The sequence below is a fragment of the Paraburkholderia sp. 22098 genome (assembly GCF_052045935.1).
Classification (GTDB): domain Bacteria; phylum Pseudomonadota; class Gammaproteobacteria; order Burkholderiales; family Burkholderiaceae; genus Paraburkholderia; species Paraburkholderia caledonica.
Window position 1 is genome coordinate 160252 of record NZ_JBQEPV010000012.1, and the last position, 19237, is coordinate 179488.

Here is a 19237-nt window from a genome sequence, read left to right on the forward strand (position 1 = left end):
TGCTTACGGGAATGCATAAGCTATAGCAACGTCTACTATCTCTTCCGGCGCGCCGTTGAGATAGGTCCGCTCCAACGACGATGATGGGAGGTGTACGATGCCGAAGCACCTGTTGGCGAATGCATTGGTGGCGTGTGCGGCTATTGCGATTGCGGGTTGTGGCGGGGACGAACTCAGCATTAGCGGCCCGCACCATGTATCGGACATCGCGGTCCCCAACATCAAGGCAGGCGTAAACTTCTCATTCGACATCGGCGTCGTCTCGGGTAGCCGATACTATTTCACCGACAGGAATAACGCATCTCTGGATCAGATCGACATACCGTCGAAGACCTTCGTCAAAGCCATTCAGGGAAGCGGGCCTCTCGCGTTCACAGGGCTTGGCCCCGGGCCGAATTCGCAGGCGGGTCCGGACGGCGCGACGGCTGTCGGCAACTTTATCTACGTGGGCGACGTGAACTCTGTGAAGGTGGTCGATCCCGCTGTTGGCGCCGTGACGAACAAAATCACGGTTAGCACGACGGGCGTTCGCGCAGATGAAGGTTGTCTGGATCCCACGCATGGCATCTTCATGATCTCCAGCCCGGAAGAGACGCCCCCGTTCGCAACATTCATCAACACGTCCACGCAGACCGTCGTCGCCAAGGTGACGTTCACGGATCTCTCGGGCAAGCCCACCGCGGGCCTCGAAGCGTGCCGGTACGACGCCGCCAGCGACAACTTCTATGTGAACGTTGACGGCAGCACAGCGAATCCTCATGGCGAACTGGTGAAATTGCCGGGAGCGTCCATTCGAGCAATTCCGACCGGTGGCAGTCAAAACTACACGTCGCTTGCGGGCGTAGCGATGTACCCGGAAGGCAATTGCGATCCCACAGGGCTGGCACTGGGCCCCGGCAACGATATTGCGGTCGGGTGTCGCGAAGGTACGACTGGCGCTCCGTTGCTCATGCAGATCTTCAACCGTTCGAACGGTGCACTGGCGGCGTCCCTGAACGCTGGCGGCGGCGATCAGCTTGAATATGATGCGCCCACCAATCGCTACTACAACGCGGCGAGCCGGTGGACGTCTTCTGGCAATGCGTCGACGAACGGCGCCTGCTCGGCCGCGTCGCCATGCACGCCCGTGTTGACCATCGTCGACGCGGGCAGTCGCAGTGTCGTTGCCCGTCTTAACACGGGCAATAACGCGCATTCGGTTGCAATCGACCCGGCAACCGGGCTCATTTTCGTTCCATACTCTTCCGCGACATCGCCGGCGGGATGCCCAGGTTGCGCGGCAAACGGGTTCGTCAACGGCGGGGTGTCGGTATTCGCCGCCAGATGAGGCGCGGCAGTGCTGCGGGCTTCACTTGCGCGGATCTGCAGGCGCGCACATCAGTAGATCGGAAGGCGGCGGGCCAACCTGGAGATAGGTCTCGCCGCATGACCATGCCTCCGGCACTCGGTTGACGCATCAGTCCAACGAATCCGCCTTCCCGACAAATCCGCAGACCGGATTCCACGAACCCTGACAAAAAATACTGTACAAACGTACAGTCCGGTAAAATACCCGTCAAACGCACGCACCTTCGTCCGCACGCTCTTTTCTGAAGGTGCGGACGAGCGCCCCTTAGGCCCGGGCGGCACCACCGAACGCCACTAACGAGCAAACACGGCATGCCAGATGAACGGCGCATAGCCCACATCGACATGGACGCATTCTTCGCGTCTTGTGAACTGTCGCAGTATCCAGAACTACGAGGCAAGGCCATGGTGGTTGCCGGTCGTCGCACGGACGCGCCGCGGACCAACCCGGACGGCACACGCGAATTTTCGCGCTTACGCGACTACGTAGGCAGAGGCGTCTTGACCACCGCCACCTACGAAGCGCGCGCGTTCGGAGTTCACTCCGGCATGCCCACCATGAAGGCCGCCCGGTTAGCGCCGGATGCGATCATCCTTCCGGTGAACTTCGACCTCTACCGAACGTATTCGCGATTGTTCAAAGATGCAGTGCGGTCAGTCACTTCGAGCATAGAAGACGTCGGTATCGACGAAGTGTACGCGGACGTCTCGCTCACGAGCGGCAGTTCAGAGGAAGTAGCGCGCAAGCTGAAGTCGGCGGTGTTGGAAGCAACGAACCTCACGTGCTCCGTGGGAATCGCACCCAACAAGCTGCTTGCAAAGCTGTGCTCCGACATGCAAAAACCCGACGGCATCACGATCCTGAAGTTCGAAGACGTGCAGTCCAGGATCTGGCCAATGGCCGCGAATAAGATCAACGGTATTGGCCCCAAGGCCAGCGCGAAACTTGCGTCGTTGGGAATAACGACCATCGGCGGAATCGCTGAGCGCGACGAGTCGTGGCTCATAGAGCACTTTGGCCGAAGCTACGGTGCATGGCTTCGCAGAGTGTCCCACGGTCTTGACGAGAGGCCCGTGGTGACATACAGCGAACCGGTCTCGATGAGCCGCGAGACCACATTCGAACGGGACCTTCATGCCGTACGGCATCGGCAGGAACTGGGCGCCGCATTCACCCGTCTGTGCGAACAGGTGGCAGCCGATCTGCAGAGAAAAGGCTATCTGGCGAAGAAGATCGGCATCAAGCTTCGCTTCAACGACTTCAAAACAGTCACGCGCGACATCACGCTTCCCGAACCCATTGCCAATGCGGAAGCGTTGCGTCGCGCGGCGACCGACTGCCTGAAAAGAGTGGAGCTCGTTAAATCCATCAGGCTGCTCGGAGTCAAGGCCGGCAACCTGCAACCCGCCGGACAGGTTCCGCGTGACGAGCCGGCTCAGTTCACGCTTGATTTCTAGTTCGTGCGTTCAGTTGCATGCAGCGTGACACGGAGCGCCGAAGCGGTGGCAACCCGTTCAGGCAGACTTTCCTTTTACCAGTGACGAATATGAAGCCGGTGCCGGTGCCGGTGGAGTGTTTGCGTTCGCCGCACCATTTCCCACGCCATTCCCCGGCAGTTTCGCCGCATTCGAACGTACTGACGGCGTGACGCTGTCCGCAAGCGAAGCAGCAATCGAAAATGCAAACGTATTGACGCCGTTCGCGCTTTGCACCGACACGCTGCCGCGATGCATCTCCGCAATCGCCTTAACGATGGCGAGACCCAGGCCGTGGTTCTCGCGGCTATTGGTGCGCGACGCTTCAGCACGATAAAACCGGTCGAACAGATGTTCGAGCACGCTGGGCTCGATCGGCTCTCCGGGATTTGCAACTTCAATGCGCACCTGTTGCCCGTCCCGCACAATGCGCACGTTGATCTGCGCACCCGGCTGGCAATGCTGGATCGCGTTCATCAACAGATTCGTGCAGGCGCGACCGAACAGCGAGCGGTTCACATGCGCTGCGGCGTCGCCATGCAAGCGCGCATGCACGCGAGCTTCTTCAAGTGGAATTTCCAGAAACTCCAGCGTGTGCGCAACTTCAGCCGCCAGCGATACTTCCACCAGGCCCGTTGCGCGCTCGCCCTGATCGGCTCGCGCGAGGAACAGCATGTCGTTGATGATCGCGCGCATGCGTTCGAATTCCTCGAGATTCGACTGTAGCGTATGACGCAAATCGTCCACGGAGCGGTTGCGTGTCAACGCCACTTCCGTCTGCCCGATCAGGATCGTGACCGGCGTACGCAATTCGTGCGCGACGTCCGCATTGAACGATTCGAGGCGGCAGTACGCACCGTCGAGACGTTCAAGCGCGCCGTTAAAAGAATTAGCGAGGTCATTCAATTCATGCGGCAACGACGTGGTATTCAGCCGTTGCGAGCGATTGTTCGGACTGACGGCGGATGCGTCGCGGGTGAGACGCGTCAACGGTGCGAGGCCGATGCGCGTCACCGAATAACTGAGCAGCAGCACCGCGAGGCTGCCAAGCGCCGACAGCGCCGCAAGCGCGAAACCGAATACGCGCATCGTGCGAATGTTCGGCGAATAGCTCGATGCAACCTGCAACTGCATGGGGGGCCGCGTCGAATAGCCGGGAATGGACACCGTGGTGGTGAGCATGTCTTCACCGCCGCCCGCCGGCCTCACGCGCGCGTAGCCGCCGGGCCAGGTCTTCACGGTCGATCCCTCGATGGGCTTGCCATAGTTGTAGGACGGCTCGATGCTCGTTACCGCATATACGGTGCTGCGGTCATGAGGCGTCATGTCGGTGAGCTTCTCGCGCGACATGCGCCATTTTTCAGGTGTCAGCCCGTGATTGCAGATGAGCCGCGCGATCTGGGCACGGTCGTCGAGCGACTCGCGCAAGTGGTTCTCGAGTTGCGAGCGCAACACCGCAAAAAGCCCCGCGCCGACGAGCGTAAATACGAACAGCGCGACGAGCGCGAACATCAGTGCGAGGCGCCGTGCTATTGAACGGTTCATGGCTGTTCCGCCTCTTCGCGCACTTCGAGCACATAGCCCATGCCGCGCACGGTATGCAGCAGTTTGGAAGAAAACGGGCCGTCGAGCTTCGCGCGCAATCGCTTGATCGCCGTTTCCACGACGTTAGTATGACTATCGAAGTTGACATCCCAGACGAGTTCAGTGATCGCGGTCTTCGACAGAATATCGCCTTGCCTGCGGGCCAAAACGCTTAGCAACTGGAATTCTTTCGCGGTGAGATCGAGACGCACGCCCTCTCGCGTCGCGCGCCTTCCGATCAGATCGACGAACAGATCGCCGACTGAAATGAGCGTGGACTCCTGCGAGCGCGTACGGCGCGCCAACGCGTGCAAACGCTCGACGAGTTCGAGGAATGAGAATGGCTTGGTCAGATAGTCGTCGGCGCCTTCGCGCAGACCGCGCACGCGGTCGTTCACATGATCGCGTGCCGTCAGCATGATGACGGGCGTCGACTTGCGCATGCGCAGCGCCTTCAGCACGCTGAAGCCGTCGCGTTTGGGCAGCATGACGTCGAGCACGATCACGTCGTAATCGAACTCGGTGGCCAGATGCATGCCCTCTTCACCATCGAGCGCGACGTCCACGACCCAGCCCTGCTCTGTCAAACCGGAGCGCAGGTAGTCCACCACCTTGTGCTCGTCTTCAACAATCAGCAATTTCATGCGCGTCCCCTAGTGTCTGCATTATACGAAACGCCTCGTATTGCTTCCGTGCACTATGCCGCCTCACTGCGCAGCGGCACGCGTCTGGACGGGCCCGGCGCCCTCCGGCTGCACGTCCTGTTGTCCAACCCTTGATTCGCCGCTCGCCGGTCCTGTGCTCGCGTCCCAGCCGCCGCCCAGCGCCTTGACGAGCGAGACGGAAAGCGTCATCTGCTGGCCGCGAATCTGCGCGTCCTGACGCTTGCTGTTGAGCAACGACTGCTGCGCGGTGATGACATCCAGATACGCAACGAGGCCGCCCGAATAACGGTCGTTAGCAAGCGCAAGCAGACGTTGCGAATCCGCGACCGCTTGCTCCGACTGCTTCGCCGCGCCGTCGAGCACGGCGAGCCCCGTAATGCCGTCCTGCACCTGCTGGAATGCGTTGAGCACCGTTTGCCGATAGTCGGCCTCGGTCGCTTTATAACCTTCGCTTGCGAACTGCACGTTGGCCGCGCGCCGCCCGCCGTCGAACAGAACCTGGCTCGCTGCCGCCCCGAGCGTCCACATCAGCGTGGGCGCGCTCAGCAAGCTCGCGAACTGCGTGCTTTCCCAGCCGATGCCGGGCGTCAGCGTGAGGCTCGGAAAAAACGCCGCCTTGGCAACGCCGATCTGCGCATTGGCCGCTGCCATTGCGCGCTCCGCCGACGCAATGTCGGGCCGCCGTTGCAACACGTCGCTCGGCACGCCGAGCGCAATCGCCGGCACCTGGAAGTTCAGTACCTTCGGTTCGATTGCGAATTGAGGCGCGGGCACGCCGACGAGCGCCGCGAGCGCGTGCTCGAATTGCGCGCGCTGGTTCAGCAGCAACTGCGCCTGTACCCGTGTCGTGTCGAGCAGCGACTTTTGCTGCAAGACGTCGAGCCCCGACACGGCACCGAGCTCATGTTCGGAGTTCACATAATCGAGTGCTTTCTGCTGCAGCGCGACCGATTGGTTCAACACGTCGATTTCGGTGTCGAGCTCGCGCAATGAGAAGTAGTCGCTCGCCACCTCGGTTGTGAGCACGAGCCGCGCGTTGGCGAGGTCGTCTGCAGATTGTTCGGCGGACGCCGTCGCGCCTTCCACCTGACGGCGTATGCGGCCAAAGAGATCGGTGTCGTAGCTGATCGTGGGACCGATCTGCAGATTGTTCTGCACCGTCGACGTGGTCGGCACGCCGTAGTTCGTGCGCGGTCTGTCGCGAGAAATCCGGAAGCGTGACGCCGTTGCGGCGAGGTCCACTTCGGGAACCTGCTGCGCACGCGTATTCGCAAGCGTCGCCTTCGCCTGAGCGTAGTGCGCGCTCGCGGCCACGAGCGTCTGATTCTGTGCGAGTGCCTGCGTTTCCAGCGTGGCGAGCGTGGAGTCGCGATAGACGTTCCACCAGTCAGGGTCCATCGGCGCATGCGACGGAGCCGCGACACGCCAGTATGAATCGGTCTTCCATTCGGGCGGCACCTCTGCCTGCGGCCGCTTGTAATCCGGACCCACCGTGCACGCGGCGAGCATGGCCGCACTGGCAGCCGCACCGACCGCCGCGGCAACCCTGACGACGCCCCTGCCGCCGCGCGTGGGTTTCACGACGCCCCCTTCGTGTTCTTCTGCGGTTGCGCGATCTGGACATGATCGCCGTCCGCGATCGAATCACTCGGGTTGATGATCACTCTGTCGTTTCCGTCAATCCCGCTTTCTATTTCGAGCGTCTGTCCGAGATCCTGCGCAATCACGATCTTGCGCAACTGCACAATGCCTTTCGCGTCGACGACTGCAACCCGCGGACCTTCGGCGCGAAACAGCAATGCGTTACCAGGCACCATCCATTGCGCGCGGGCAGCCGACGGCAGCGCCACTTGCACATAAGCGCCCGGGCGCAGCTTGCTATCGGGATTCGGCAATGTCACTTCGACTTGCAGCGAGCGAGTCGGCACGTCGATCGCGCCCGAGATATGCGTGACGGTCCCATGAAACTGCTGGCCGGGAAGTTCGGCCTGCGTGACCACCACGTTCTGCCCGACCGCCACGTTCTGCGCATACGCCTGCGGCAGTTGCACATAAACCCGCAGCGGGTCCGACTGCGCAAGCGCGAACAACGCCCGGCTCGTACCGCTACCCGCATCGATCAGATCGCCTACGTCGACGTTGCGTTGCGTGACCACGCCCGCAAACGGCGCGACGATCCGCTTGAACGATTCGAGCTGGCGCAAGCGCTGCACGTTGGCGTCGGCGGCGGCCAGGTTCGCCACGTCCTGCGTATACGTGCTCTGCCGTTCGTCGAGCTCCTGTTGCGAGACCGCATCACGCTGACGCAATTGTTGCCAGCGTTCGAGCGAGCTTTTCGCAAGCGCAAGACTCGAACTGGTTTGCTGGCGCTGCGCGAGTGCCTGCGCGAGTTCCTGATCGATTTCCGGCGTATCGAGTTCGGCGAGCAACTGCCCCTGCTTGACGCGCGTACCGATGTCGGCGTACCAGCGCAGCAGATAGCCGGTCGAGCGCGCAAAGATCGGCGATTCGACACTGCCGCGCAATGTGCCCGGCAATGTGGTGCTGCCACCGCCCTCGGCCCGCGTTGGGCTCGTCACGGTCACGTATTGCGTGGCGTTCTGCTTCGTCGTTTGCTCGACGGTGCGGTTTTGCATGAGGTTTGCAATTACGGTGCGCAAGGCTCCCAATGCGAGCAATGCCAGCACGATCCAGATGGCAATCTTCGCGCGCTTCCATTCGCGATTGCGCGGCGGCAGTGCATGGCCGCTTTCGGTCTCTCGCGACGGAATCGCCAGCGATGCATGAGTTTTTTCGGTCATCTCAGTTAGCCATCTCGGTTAGCTAGCTCCGTTAGCCTGGGTAGCCGTTTTCTTCACGTTTCGGCAATGTGTCTGTTCGTGCCTGTTCGAATTCAGGCCGGTTGTCCGGCGTCGCCGTTGCCACTCTCTTCGTGATCGTTGCGATGGCGACGCGCGAGGCGCGTATGAATGCCAGCGAACACCAGCGGCACGAAAAACAGCGTGGACACGGTCGCAAACAGCAATCCGCCGATCACCGCGCGGCCGAGCGGCGCGTTCTGCTCGGCGCCTTCGCCGAGACCGAGCGCCATCGGAATCATGCCGATGATCATTGCGAACGCGGTCATCAGCACCGGGCGGATGCGGCTCGCTCCCGCTTCGAGCGCCGCGGTCAGCGGTGGCGCGCCGGCGGAAAGCCGCTGACGCGCGAACGCAACCATCAGAATACTGTTGGCCGTAGCGACGCCCATCGTCATGATCGCGCCCGTGAGCGCCGGCACGCTCAGATGCGTGCCGGTCAGGAACAGCATCCAAACAATGCCGGCGAGAGCCGCAGGCAAAGCGCTCACGATAATGAGAGGATCGACCCACGACTGAAAATTCACGACGATCAGCAGGTACACGAGCACGATCGCCATCGCCACGCCGAGGCCGAGCCCGAAATAGGAACTGCGCATCGTCTGTACCTGGCCGCGCACGGTGATCTGACTGCCGCGCGGCAGTGACGCGCGCGCCTGTTCGACGAGCTTGTCGACCTGAGCCGCGACGCTGCCCAGGTCGCGTTTATCGACGCTCACGTAAAGGTCGATGACCGGCCTGATGTTGTAGTGTGTGACTACCGCAAACTGGTTTTGCGGCTGCACGCGCACAAGGTTGCCGAGCAATTGCGTCGGCCCCGTTGCGGAGGCCGACACTGGCGTGCGCAACAGGTCGTCGATCGAGGAAATGCTGTACTGCGGCGTTTGCACTGCAACGTTGTACTCGACCCCGTTGCGGTCGTTGTACCAGAAGCCCGGCGACGTCTGCGAACTTCCCGATAGAGAAATCAGCACGTTTTGCGCGACATTGCTGGCCGTCAGATTGAGTTGCTGCAAACGGGTTCGGTCCATTTGCAGGTTGATGGCGGGCTCGTCGAGTTTCTGCTGGATGTGCGTGTCGACAGTGCCTGGAATCATGCGCACCTGTTTGAGCAGCTTGCGTGCGACGTCGAAGTTGCCCTGTTGATCCGCGCCGGCGATCTGTATGTCCACGGCCGCCGGAAGCCCGAAGTTGAGAATCTGGGTGACGATGTCCGCCGGCTGGAAGAAAAATTCCACGCCCGGAAAACGTTGCGGCAGCATGGCGCGCAGCTTGTCAACATAGAGCTGCGTCGGCTCGTGACCTTCTTTCAACGCGATCTGTATCTCGCCGTCGAGCGTGCCGATCGTCCCCGCATTGCTGTATGAAAGGTTGATACCGCTGTACGGCAACCCAAGGTTGTCGAGGATCGTGCCGAGTTCTTTCTCGGGCACGACTTCGCGGATCACCTTTTCGACTTCGTCGGCAAGACGCGCGGTTTCCTCGATCCGTGTGCCCGTCGGCGCGCGCATGTGCAAGCGGATATTGCCCGCGTCGACACTCGGGAAGAAGTCTTCGCCCAGCACGAATGCGAGCCCCATCGACACCACGCAAAAGCCGAGAAAAATGCTGCCGAAGCTGGCACGGCGCACGAGCAGACTGCTGAGAATCACAATGTAGGCAGCCCGCATGCGCTCGAAGCCGTTATCGAAGCGCCGATAAAGACGTGCGAACAAACTCGGCTTCGTATCGGCCTTCGGCTTGTGCGCGTGGCCCATCAGCAGCATGGCCAGCGTGGGCACGAGTGTGCGCGACAGAACGTACGACGCAAGCATCGCGAAGACCACCGCTTCGGCGAGCGGCACGAACAGGTAGCGCGCCACGCCTGTCAGAAAGAACATGGGCACGAAGACGATGCAGATACATAGCGTCGAGACGAGTGCCGGAATGGCGATTTCGCCTGCGCCTTCCAGAATCGCATCATGCAGGTTGGTGCCCATATGCAGATGCCGTTCGATGTTCTCGATCGTTACGGTCGCATCGTCGACGAGGATACCCACCGCGAGCGCGAGGCCGCCGAGCGTCATGATGTTGATGGTCTGCCCGAGCGCATGCAAGGCGATCAGCGACGACAGGATCGACAACGGAATCGAAATTGCGATGATGCAGGTGCTGCGCCAGTTGCCGAGAAAAAGCAGAATCATCGCGGCGGTCAGCGCCGCGGCTACCACCGCCTCGCGGACTACGCCCTGCACTGCCGCCTTCACGAACACGGACTGGTCGAACAGCGCGGTGATCTTCAGATCCGGTGGAAGCGCCGCGCGCGCAGCGGGCAGCAAGCCGTGCAGCGTGTTGACGATCGAGAGCGTCGACGCACTGCCGTTTTTTAGCACCGACATCAACACGCCGCGATGGCCGTTCTCACGAACGATGTTGGTTTGCGGCGAAAAACCGTCGCGCACGTGAGCGACTTCGCGCAGATAGGTCGTCGCGCCGTTGACCGTGCGCACCGGAATATCGTTGAGCCCTTCGAGCGTGGCCGGCGAGCCGTTCATGTTGATCGTGTATTCCTTCGGTCCGATCTTCGCCGTGCCGGTGGGCAGAATCAGGTTTTGCGCGTTGAACGCGCTGACCACGTCCAGCGGCGTTAGACCTTTGGAGAGCAACGCGCGTGTATTGAGGTCAACGGAGATCAGCCGCGATTTGCCGCCATACGGATACGGCACGGCCGCGCCGGGGATCGTCACCAGTTGCGGCCGCAGGAAGTTCAGCGCGGTATCGTTGAGCTGTTGCTCGGAGAGCCTGGTGCTCGACAGGCCCAGTTGAATCACCGGAATGCTGGAGGCCGAATAACTGATCACCAGCGGCGGCGTGGCGCCCGGCGGCATCTGCTTGAGCTGCGCCTGTTCAACGGCCACCGTCTGCGCAATCGCGGTCTGTATGTTCGCGGTCGGCTGCAGAAACACCTTCAGGATCGTGATACCCGCGAGCGATTGCGACTCGATATGCTCGATGTCGTTGACGGTGGTGGTCAAACTGCGTTCGTTGACCGAGGCGATCCGGTGGGCCATGTCCTCGGCGGACAAGCCGTTGTATGTCCAGATGATGCTGACCACCGGAATGTTGATTTCCGGGAGCACGTCGACCGGCGTGGTGAACAGCACGAAAGGCGTCGCCAGCACGATCAGAATGGCCATCACGATGAACGTGTACGGCCGCTTAAGCGCAACGTTGACAATCCACATGAAACGCGCCTGAGTAAAGTGCAGGTGACTGCCGGGAGCAGGTAAGGATGGGGAACTGGCGCTTATGCTAGATCGCTAGCACCAACACCTGCATGACGCGAAAATGGCGAGAATGTCAGGAAGCTAATCGTAAGGAAAAGCCAAGGACGGACGGCCGTCCGTTAGGGCCGGCCGCCGTCATATTTCAGTCAGCCTACGCTTTTTTTCATACCTTCACTTCGCGAACAGCGACGACATGTCGGCGAACGCCTTGAATTCGAGCGCGTTGCCCGACGGATCGAGAAAGAACATGGTCGCCTGTTCGCCGACCTCGCCCTTGAAACGCACATGCGGCTCAATGATGAAGTCGATGCCCGCTTTCTGCAGCTTGTCCGCGGCGGCCTGCCATTGCTCCATTGAAAGCACGGCGCCGAAGTGGCGCACCGGCACGGCGTCGCCGTCCACCTTGCTGGTCTGGCGGTGGCCAGTTTCTTCGGGCGCCAGATGCGCGACTATCTGATGCCCGTAAAAATTGAAATCGACCCATTGCTCGGAACTGCGTCCTTCGGGGCAGCCGAGCAACTCGCCATAAAACTCGCGCGCAGCGGCGAGACTATGAACAGGAAACGCCAGGTGAAACGGCGGCAAAACGGTGTCGGCAACGCTCATGATGTGAGGCTCGCTGGTTGAGTGGGTATTACGGTTGATGATTTCGACGGCAACGTGCCTGAGCGAGTTGCCTGAGCGAGTTGCCTAAGTCACCATTAGCTTAACCACAATTAAAATTGGTGAAAAACGATATATATTTGATCTGACTAACATCAGAATCGATCAATCGAAGCATGCTTTCCGAACTCAAGACTTTCATTGCCGTGAGCCAGTACGGCACCTTTTCCGGCGCGGGGGCTCGCATCGGGCTCACGCAGTCGGCCGTTAGCGCGCAGATGCAGCGGCTCGAAGAAGAGCTTGGCTTCGCGCTGTTCGATCGCACGGGCCGCTCCGCCACGCTTAACGATGCGGGACGCGAAACGCTCGCCCTCGCCGAAGAAATGATGACGCTCTACGCGCGTCTGTCCGAACGGGGCGCGGTCGCAGCGGAGAGCGGCATGCTGCGGATAGGCGCCATTGCGTCGGCGCAAGTGTCATTTCTCGCGGATGCACTGTCGCACTTCAGGGTGGACCGTCCAGGCTGGCGAATTCGCGTCGTGCCCGGCGTATCGCTCAATCTGCTCGGGCAGGTGGACTCGGGCGAACTGGATCTGGCCGTCATCATCAAGCCGCCGTTTGCACTGCCATCGGAACTGGAATGGCGCACGCTCGTCACTGAACCGTTCGTGCTGCTCGTACCGAAAGCGCTTGCGCGCGGCAAGCGATCGTGGCGCGAGTTGTTGAAAAGCGAGCCGTTTATCCGCTACGACCGCACCTCGTTCGGCGGGCGCCTGGTCGACCGCTTTCTGCGGCGCTCGCGGCTGAATGTACAAGACGTGCTGGAACTCGACGAATTGCAGGCTATCGTGCAACTGGTCGCACGCGGCATCGGCGTCGCATTGATCCCTGACACTGCGGGCCTCGGCAAGTGGCCCGCCGGCGTGGTCGCCCTATCGCTCGAAGAGGCTACGTTTCACCGCGAGATCGGCCTCGTACAGCGTCCGCGGCATAGCCGGCAGGCTGTGGCGGGTGCGCTCGCCGAGTGCATCGGCACGGCGGCGAACCAATAAAAACGCGGCGTAGATGAAGAGTTGCGCACGAGTGTGCCGATCGACGCGCGTTCAACTGTATCTGTGCGCTGCATGCTTCAGCGCGCAGAATCGTCGTTCCCACTGTCCGCCCCTGAGCCGCAGCCCATGACGCCTACTGCTTTTCTCACCGCCGATGTCCTGATCGCCTATAGCGCCTACTTCGTCGGCACGGCAAGCCCCGGCCCGAGCAATCTGGCGATCATGTCTCTTGCTATGAGCGCAGGGCGCCGCTCGGCGCTCACCTTCGCGTTGGGCGTGGTGTCGGGATCGTTCTTCTGGGCGCTGCTGGCTTCGCTCGGTTTGTCGGCGGTACTTGCTACGTGCTCGGAATGCCTCGCCGCGATCAAGGTCGCCGGTGGCATTTATCTGCTGTGGCTAGGCGTTAAATCGGCGCGCTCGGCCTTCGCTCCCCGTGCAATGCCCGCGAGCGAGGCTCGCCGCGACGAGCCGCTCACGCGGCTCTATCTGCGTGGCCTGCTGCTGCATCTGACCAATCCGAAGGCCGTTCTCGTGTGGATGTCTATCGTGTCGCTCGCCATGTCGCCAGCAGGCGGTACGTCGCACATCGCGCCAATCGTGCTCGGCTGCATGTGCATTGGCGCGTCCGTGTTCAGCAGTTATGCGCTGCTGTTTTCAACGGCATCCGCGCGGCGCGTCTATGTTGCAATCCGGCGCTGGCTGGACGGCTCTCTTGCGATCATGTTCGGCATTGCGGGCCTGAAGATGCTGACGTCGAAAAGCTAACGCGTTCATTTCGCCACGGGCTGGTCCACGCCTGCCGCGCGCAGTGCTTCGTGCAACGTGCCGAAAATACAGCTTCCGTCGATGATCGGCGTGATACCGTGCCGGTCCATATCCGAGCGTAAATAGGGGTTCACACGAGCGAAAATCACGTTGATGCCGCTTCGTTTGAGCAGCGCGCATAGCTCGCCCACAGAGCGCGACGCCGAATAATCGAGGTCGGTAATCGCGCTCGCATCCACCACGAACCAGCGCACCGTGCTCGGCGCGTGGTCGATCAGGCGCCGGGCGTCGTCGACGAAAAAGTGGTCATTCGCATAGAACAGGTCGGCGCCGAAGCGATAAACGATCAGACCCGGCGCAGTCTGTGAGCCGGGAATCGCGGGCACCGGCACCCAGACGCCGTCGTCGCCGGGCGCGAGAATCATCGTATGCGGACGGTAGCTGTGGCGCACATGGCGCAGTAACGACAACGCGACCGCCACCAGAATGCCGTGTTCCACGCCGATCAGCACCACGGCTGCGGCCGTGAACACCGCGAGCGCGAACTCACCCGGACTCTCGCGGCGAATCGCGAGCAAGGTCGTTAGGTCGATCAGCCCGACCGCGATCGTAAATACGATGCTTGCCAGAATGCAGCGCGGCAGATACTGCAAGAACCGGCTGAAAAACAGCAGAACGACTACCACGACGGCCGCGAATACGATCTGCGCGAACTGGCTACGCGTCCCTGCCCGATCGGCCATTGCGGTCTGCGTCGGACTGCCGTTCACCACGAACGCCCCGGAAAACGCAGCGGCTGCGTTGGCCGCGGCGATGCCGAGCAGGTCGGCATTCGTGTCGGTCGCTTCGTGGTGACGCTCGGCGAACACGCGGCTCGCCGCGGCGCTTTGCGCGACGATCATCACGAAACACGAGGCGGCGACCGGCACGAGATCGAGCATCTGCTCCCACGTCACCGACGGCATGCGCAGCGGCGGCAAGCCTCCGGCAACCGGGCCGAGCACTGCGATGCCGCGCGCGGCGAAGCCGTACATATCGCTCGCGGCGATTCCCGCCACGACCGCAATCAACGGCACTGGCAAACGCGGCCACACACGTTTGAAGAATAGAACCGCCACGACGACCAGCACGGAAATCGCAAACGTCGGGACATCGAGTCGCGCCCAGTCACGCGCGACGAGAACAAGCTGATCCACACTGCGCGCCGCGTGTCCTGTCAGGCCGAGCATGTCGCCCAGCATCGCAATGCCCACTTGAACGCCGACTCCGGCAAGAAAGCCTACGAGCACAGTGCGCGACAGGAAGTCAGCTAGAAAGCCCAGTTTGAAGATGCGCGCGACGAACAACAAGGCAGCGGTGAGCAATGCGACCATTGCGGCGAGCGACGCGTATTCCGCGCTCGAAACCGGCGCCATGGTCGACAGGCGGCTCGCAAAGATGGTGGCGGTGGCTGAATCCGCTGCGACGACGAGATGCCGCGATGCACCGAAGAAGGCAAACGCGATAAGCGGCAGAAAGACGGTGTAAAGGCCGGTAACAGCAGGCATGCCAGCAATGCGCGCGTAGCCGAGCACCTGTGGGATGTCCATCGACGCGAGTTGCACGCCCGCCAGCGCATCGCGCAACGCCGCCGCGCGGCTCAATGGAAGCACGCCCTTGAGCACGCCTGCGCGTGTCGCCAGATTCCCCAGAAAGTCTTGCATACGCGATGCCGCCCCAAACTCAGGTTATCGCGCATCGTGCCGCGATTCGGTACCTGAAGGCAAGGCCCGCAGACAGGAGCGGCCACAACTGAACGCCGGCAACGGCATTTACCTGCCGGTGTCGGCGAAAATCGCAGCGTTGAGAATCAACGTTTGAAGTGACCCGTGCGCGGATCGACATGCCGCGCGAAACCGAACAGCGCCGCAATGCAGATCGGACAGGCGATAAAGAAAACCGCCAACATCTCACACCCCGTAACCAGTTTTCGTTGCTCACGAGTCTACGCGATAAGCTCGCGGAGACAATGCGCGAAAACCGCACAGCACTGTTGCGGACTATTACACCAGTGCCAGGCCCCGGCGCATTTTAGCCCGTGAAATAGCGGCTAAAGGTGCAAAGCGTTTCGTCGGAGCAGATGCCGGTGGTGTTAGTGGGCTCGCGCAAACGTTGTCGCGACTACCGCGTGGCAAGGAGCGCCAACATTCCAGTTCAGTGCGCGAGGAAGGTGTTTTGGACGCGGGCATCCGCGAATCGTGCTGAAACGTGTGGCAGCAGCGGCTCGCGTCAATAAAGAGCCGCGCGGGCGCAGCGTTTATAATCCGGCATGACTCGAATCCCGCACCACTTCTCCCCGCCTCCCGCCGCGCACGGCTGCCACGCTTGCCGCCACATCCGGGCGGTCGCATGAAAACGCCGAAACGTTTGCTCCCGCTAGTCGAAGAAGGCCTGATCGACGAAGTCATATCCCAATTGATGAGCGGTAAGGAAGCCACCGTGTACGTGGTGCGCAGCGGCGACTCCACGCGCTGCGCGAAGGTCTATAAGGATGTCAAACAGCGCAGTTTTCGTCAGGCTGCCTCGTATCGCGAAGGTCGCAAGGTCAAGAACAGCCGTCAGCAACGCGCGATGGAAAAAGGCAGCCGCTACGGCCGCGAAGTGCAGGAACAGGCCTGGCAGAACGCCGAGGTCAGTGCGCTTTTCCAGTTGGCAAACGCCGGCGTGCGCGTTCCGCAACCCTTCATTTGCAGCGACGGCGTATTGCTGATGGAACTCGTGACCGACGCGGATGGCAATGTGGCGCCGCGTCTGAACGATGTCGATATGAGCGAGGCGCGCGCGCTTGAACTGCATGCACTGCTCGTCAATCAGGTCGTGCGTATGCTGTGTGCCGGCATGATTCACGGCGATCTGTCCGAATACAACATTCTGCTTGCCGCCGACGGCCCCGTGATCATCGACCTGCCGCAGGCGGTAGACGCCGCCGGCAACCTGGAAGCACCCGCGATGCTGGAACGCGACGTGAACAACCTCGCCACGTATTTCGGCCAGTTCGCGCCGGCGTTGCTGAATACGAAGTACGGCAAGGAAATCTGGTCGCTTTATGAAGCCGGCGCGTTGCACGTGGATGTGCAGTTGACGGGTCACGTCGAAGCCGATACGACGCCGGTCGATCTGGAAGCGGTGCTGCAGGAACTCGAAGACACGCGGCTTGAAGAAGAGGCGCGCCAGCGCCATGAAGAAGCGCTGCGCAGCGGCGCCTAACGCTCAGCAAGGGCTGCCGGCGGCCTTCCGGAAGAGACGATCAAGCGCCGCCGAAGCACGACGCACTAATCGAAGCGGGCTTGGCGCCCGGCGCCGGCCCCACCGACTCGCGCATTGTGACGCTCACCGGAAACTCGCGGAATATCTCCCACGTCGTTCGATAACACTGGTTGAGAAGCCAGCGCACCGCGTTTTGCGTCAGTTCGGCGGTTGGAATGTGCACCGACGTGAGGCCGGGCGCCGTGTAGGCGGCGGAATAGTCGTCGTCGTAACCGATCACCGACAATTCGTCCGGCACCGAAATGCCGGCTTCGTGAAAACGCGCGAGCGCGCTGACCGCCATTGTGTCGTTCGCGCAGAATAGACCCGTGTAGCGCCGCTTCGAATCGAGCAGTTTCTGCGCGGCAGCGTAGCCGCCTTCCGGCGAGAAGTCTGATTCGATCAAGGTCACGTCGCTGCGCGAAATGCCGGCGCGCTCGAGTTCCGCGAAGAAGCCTTCGAGCCGTGTCAGGTTGTCCGAAGCCGTAAAAGGCCCGGAAATCACGGCGATATCGCGGTGCCCGTGCTCAAGCAGCGTGCGCGCCGCCAGTTCCCCGCCGTACCGATGATCCGCGCAAAACGACGCCTCCGGGACCTGGTCGAACGCTCGATTGAGGAACACCATTTTCGGATGCATTCGATGCAGCATGATCAGGTCTTCATCGTGCAGATCATGGCTGATCACCACGACGCCGTCGCAATCGCGGCCAATCAGAAAACGCACCGCCTCGATAGCCTGCTCGCGCGGCGACACTTCTCCGCAGCCGGTTGCGACCACCACATGCCGGCGCACGGCGCGCAGTTCAGTATCGGTCTGTTTGAGGATGGTGCCGTAATAGGAGCCGAAAAACGTCGGCACGAAAATACCAATCATGCCGAGCGACTGCGTGGCCATCGCGCGGCCGATGGACGACGGGCGGAAGTTCAACTGCTCGATTGCAGCCCGCACGCGCGACGCGGCGTCGGCTGAGACCGGGCCCTTACCGGATATAACGCGCGACGCGGTCGACATGCCGACACCAGCCAGCGCCGCGACATCTTTCAGTGTTGCCACACGGTTCTCCGTCACACCTTGCCGTTTTCAACGACTCTCACACCGGCGCGCTACAACCGCGCGCCGCTCGCCGCGTCGAAGAGCGAGACATGTGTGCTGTCGAGCGAGAACGCCAGCGTATCGCCGGGCATTACCGGCGTCTTGCTTTGATCGATCGACGCGATCTGCACACCATGATAGTCGAGCCAGACGACGCGGTGGTTGCCCATCGGCTCAACGAGTGAAATTTTCGCGTGCTCGCCAGCGCCTTCGCCCTGCGTCGGACCAATGCGCACGTCTTCTGCGCGAACACCTAGCACGCATGGGCGGGGTGGCGATTGCGGTTGTGATTGCGGCTGTGGTTGCGGCTGTAACTCGCCGGATCGATCGACGAACGCGTAGTTCGACACGTCGAGCCGCCACTGCTCCGTGCAGAAATGCAGCGCGCCGTCGCGCTGCTCCAGCGTGCCGTTGACCAGGTTCATCGCAGGCGTGCCGAGAAACGTCGCGACAAAGAGATTGGCTGGCCGCGCATAGACCTCGGCAGGTGTGCCGAACTGCTGGATCGCGCCGCCTCGCATCACGGCCATGCGCGTGGCGAGCGTCATCGCTTCGACCTGGTCGTGCGTCACGTAGATCATCGTTGCGCCGAGACGCTGGTGCAATTGCTTCAACTCGCGGCGCAGTTCGGTCCGCAGCTTGGCGTCGAGATTCGACAGCGGCTCGTCGAATAAAAACACGTCGGCTTCGCGCACGATCGCGCGGCCGATCGCCACGCGTTGCCGTTGGCCGCCCGACAGTTGCGCCGGCTTGCGTTTGAGCAGCGGGCCGAGTTGCAGCATCTCGGCGGCACGCCCCACACGCCGCGCGATCTCTGCCTTCGGCGTACCGTTGATGCGCAACGCAAACGACAGATTGCGCTCCACGCTCATCGTCGGATACAACGCGTATGACTGGAATACGAGTGCAATGCGCCGATCTTTCGGATCGGCCCACGTCATGTCTTCGCCGGCGATTTCAATGCTGCCGTCGGTCACGTCGATCAGCCCGGCGATACTGTGCAGCAACGTAGACTTGCCGCAGCCCGAAGGTCCGAGAAGCACGACGAATTCGCCGGGTTGCACGTCGAGATCGAGATTTTCGATCACTGTGTTGCCACCGAGCCGGATGGTCAGATTGCGCACCGCAACGTTCGCCGCGTGCGCGGTGTCGGCGGCGTCTGCGACGCCAGGCATGTTGTCTGTTCGTGCCGTGTCCGCGGATTCTGTCATGTCAGCCGCGCCTGTCAGTGGACTTGCGAGCG

At 61.6% G+C, this 19237-nt stretch carries 14 protein-coding genes; 5 read left to right on the top strand and 9 right to left on the bottom strand.

What is annotated here, in order from left to right; genetic code table 11:
- Positions 1 to 97 precede the first annotated feature (97 nt).
- Both ACTJLB_RS24225 and dinB read left to right on the top strand, forming a co-directional pair.
- Complete coding sequence (locus ACTJLB_RS24225; protein WP_440784705.1) at positions 98 to 1327, top strand: hypothetical protein; 1230 nt, start codon at positions 98 to 100, stop codon at positions 1325 to 1327.
- Positions 1328 to 1659: 332 nt separating this feature from the next.
- Positions 1660 to 2805 carry a DNA polymerase IV gene (dinB, locus tag ACTJLB_RS24230; RefSeq protein WP_310066382.1) on the top strand — a complete coding sequence of 382 codons (1146 nt, stop codon included), beginning with the start codon at positions 1660 to 1662 and terminating at the stop codon, positions 2803 to 2805.
- Between the two features lie 57 nt (positions 2806 to 2862).
- On the opposite strand, the gene ACTJLB_RS24235 is transcribed toward dinB, so the two are convergent.
- The 6 genes from ACTJLB_RS24235 to ACTJLB_RS24260 all read right to left on the bottom strand — a co-directional run bounded on the left by ACTJLB_RS24235 (position 2863) and on the right by ACTJLB_RS24260 (position 11802).
- A complete protein-coding gene (locus ACTJLB_RS24235; RefSeq protein ID WP_440784707.1) occupies positions 2863 to 4368 on the bottom strand; it encodes a heavy metal sensor histidine kinase in 1506 nt (501 codons plus the stop codon).
- A complete protein-coding gene (locus ACTJLB_RS24240; RefSeq protein ID WP_020066467.1) occupies positions 4365 to 5051 on the bottom strand; it encodes a heavy metal response regulator transcription factor in 687 nt (228 codons plus the stop codon). The genes ACTJLB_RS24235 and ACTJLB_RS24240 overlap by 4 nt, the downstream gene beginning before the upstream one ends.
- Positions 5052 to 5114: 63 nt before the next feature.
- Positions 5115 to 6581 (bottom strand): efflux transporter outer membrane subunit, encoded by a 1467-nt coding sequence (locus ACTJLB_RS24245; RefSeq protein ID WP_440784739.1) that lies wholly within the window; start codon positions 6579 to 6581, stop codon positions 5115 to 5117.
- Between the two features lie 68 nt (positions 6582 to 6649).
- Entirely contained in the window at positions 6650 to 7873 is a 1224-nt protein-coding gene (locus ACTJLB_RS24250; RefSeq protein WP_310351330.1) for an efflux RND transporter periplasmic adaptor subunit, read from the bottom strand.
- Positions 7874 to 7965: 92 nt separating this feature from the next.
- The gene (locus ACTJLB_RS24255) at positions 7966 to 11154 is read right to left on the bottom strand and encodes an efflux RND transporter permease subunit (RefSeq protein ID WP_440784708.1); all 3189 of its coding nucleotides are present in this window, start codon (positions 11152 to 11154) and stop codon (positions 7966 to 7968) included.
- A gap of 213 nt (positions 11155 to 11367) precedes the next feature.
- Positions 11368 to 11802: a VOC family protein gene (locus ACTJLB_RS24260; protein ID WP_020066471.1), complete on the bottom strand. Its 435-nt coding sequence runs from the start codon at positions 11800 to 11802 to the stop codon at positions 11368 to 11370.
- A gap of 173 nt (positions 11803 to 11975) precedes the next feature.
- Between ACTJLB_RS24260 and ACTJLB_RS24265 the strand changes: the two genes are divergently transcribed.
- Both ACTJLB_RS24265 and ACTJLB_RS24270 read left to right on the top strand, forming a co-directional pair.
- A complete protein-coding gene (locus ACTJLB_RS24265) occupies positions 11976 to 12851 on the top strand; it encodes a LysR family transcriptional regulator (protein ID WP_020066472.1) in 876 nt (291 codons plus the stop codon).
- 126 nt (positions 12852 to 12977) lie between these two features.
- Positions 12978 to 13616: a LysE family translocator gene (locus ACTJLB_RS24270; protein WP_408162763.1), complete on the top strand. Its 639-nt coding sequence runs from the start codon at positions 12978 to 12980 to the stop codon at positions 13614 to 13616.
- A gap of 5 nt (positions 13617 to 13621) precedes the next feature.
- Here ACTJLB_RS24270 and ACTJLB_RS24275 read toward each other — a convergent pair whose 3' ends face one another.
- Positions 13622 to 15319, bottom strand: a complete 1698-nt coding sequence (locus tag ACTJLB_RS24275) for a SulP family inorganic anion transporter (protein ID WP_440784709.1) — start codon at positions 15317 to 15319, stop codon at positions 13622 to 13624.
- A gap of 685 nt (positions 15320 to 16004) precedes the next feature.
- Here ACTJLB_RS24275 and ACTJLB_RS24280 point away from each other — a divergent pair.
- The gene (locus ACTJLB_RS24280; protein ID WP_408162765.1) at positions 16005 to 16862 is read left to right on the top strand and encodes a PA4780 family RIO1-like protein kinase; all 858 of its coding nucleotides are present in this window, start codon (positions 16005 to 16007) and stop codon (positions 16860 to 16862) included.
- 40 nt (positions 16863 to 16902) lie between these two features.
- Here ACTJLB_RS24280 and ACTJLB_RS24285 read toward each other — a convergent pair whose 3' ends face one another.
- Positions 16903 to 17955, bottom strand: a complete 1053-nt coding sequence (locus tag ACTJLB_RS24285; RefSeq protein ID WP_131321089.1) for a LacI family DNA-binding transcriptional regulator — start codon at positions 17953 to 17955, stop codon at positions 16903 to 16905.
- Between the two features lie 50 nt (positions 17956 to 18005).
- Positions 18006 to 19205, bottom strand: a complete 1200-nt coding sequence (locus tag ACTJLB_RS24290; RefSeq protein WP_440784741.1) for an ABC transporter ATP-binding protein — start codon at positions 19203 to 19205, stop codon at positions 18006 to 18008.
- Positions 19206 to 19237: the final 32 nt, after the last annotated feature.

Bases quoted from the DNA above. Each gene is read 5' to 3' on its own strand.
- ACTJLB_RS24270 (WP_408162763.1), top strand. From the start codon at position 12,978: ATGACGCCTACTGCTTTTCTCACCGCCGATGTCCTGATCGCCTATAGC.
- dinB (WP_310066382.1), top strand. From the start codon at position 1,660: ATGCCAGATGAACGGCGCATAGCCCACATCGACATGGACGCATTCTTC.
- ACTJLB_RS24275 (WP_440784709.1), bottom strand. From the start codon at position 15,319: ATGCAAGACTTTCTGGGGAATCTGGCGACACGCGCAGGCGTGCTCAAG.
- ACTJLB_RS24225 (WP_440784705.1), top strand. From the start codon at position 98: ATGCCGAAGCACCTGTTGGCGAATGCATTGGTGGCGTGTGCGGCTATT.
- ACTJLB_RS24240 (WP_020066467.1), bottom strand. From the start codon at position 5,051: ATGAAATTGCTGATTGTTGAAGACGAGCACAAGGTGGTGGACTACCTG.
- ACTJLB_RS24290 (WP_440784741.1), bottom strand. From the start codon at position 19,205: ATGACAGAATCCGCGGACACGGCACGAACAGACAACATGCCTGGCGTC.
- ACTJLB_RS24265 (WP_020066472.1), top strand. From the start codon at position 11,976: ATGCTTTCCGAACTCAAGACTTTCATTGCCGTGAGCCAGTACGGCACC.
- ACTJLB_RS24245 (WP_440784739.1), bottom strand. From the start codon at position 6,581: ATGCTCGCCGCGTGCACGGTGGGTCCGGATTACAAGCGGCCGCAGGCA.
- ACTJLB_RS24235 (WP_440784707.1), bottom strand. From the start codon at position 4,368: ATGAACCGTTCAATAGCACGGCGCCTCGCACTGATGTTCGCGCTCGTC.
- ACTJLB_RS24280 (WP_408162765.1), top strand. From the start codon at position 16,005: ATGAAAACGCCGAAACGTTTGCTCCCGCTAGTCGAAGAAGGCCTGATC.
- ACTJLB_RS24260 (WP_020066471.1), bottom strand. From the start codon at position 11,802: ATGAGCGTTGCCGACACCGTTTTGCCGCCGTTTCACCTGGCGTTTCCT.
- ACTJLB_RS24255 (WP_440784708.1), bottom strand. From the start codon at position 11,154: ATGTGGATTGTCAACGTTGCGCTTAAGCGGCCGTACACGTTCATCGTG.
- ACTJLB_RS24250 (WP_310351330.1), bottom strand. From the start codon at position 7,873: ATGACCGAAAAAACTCATGCATCGCTGGCGATTCCGTCGCGAGAGACC.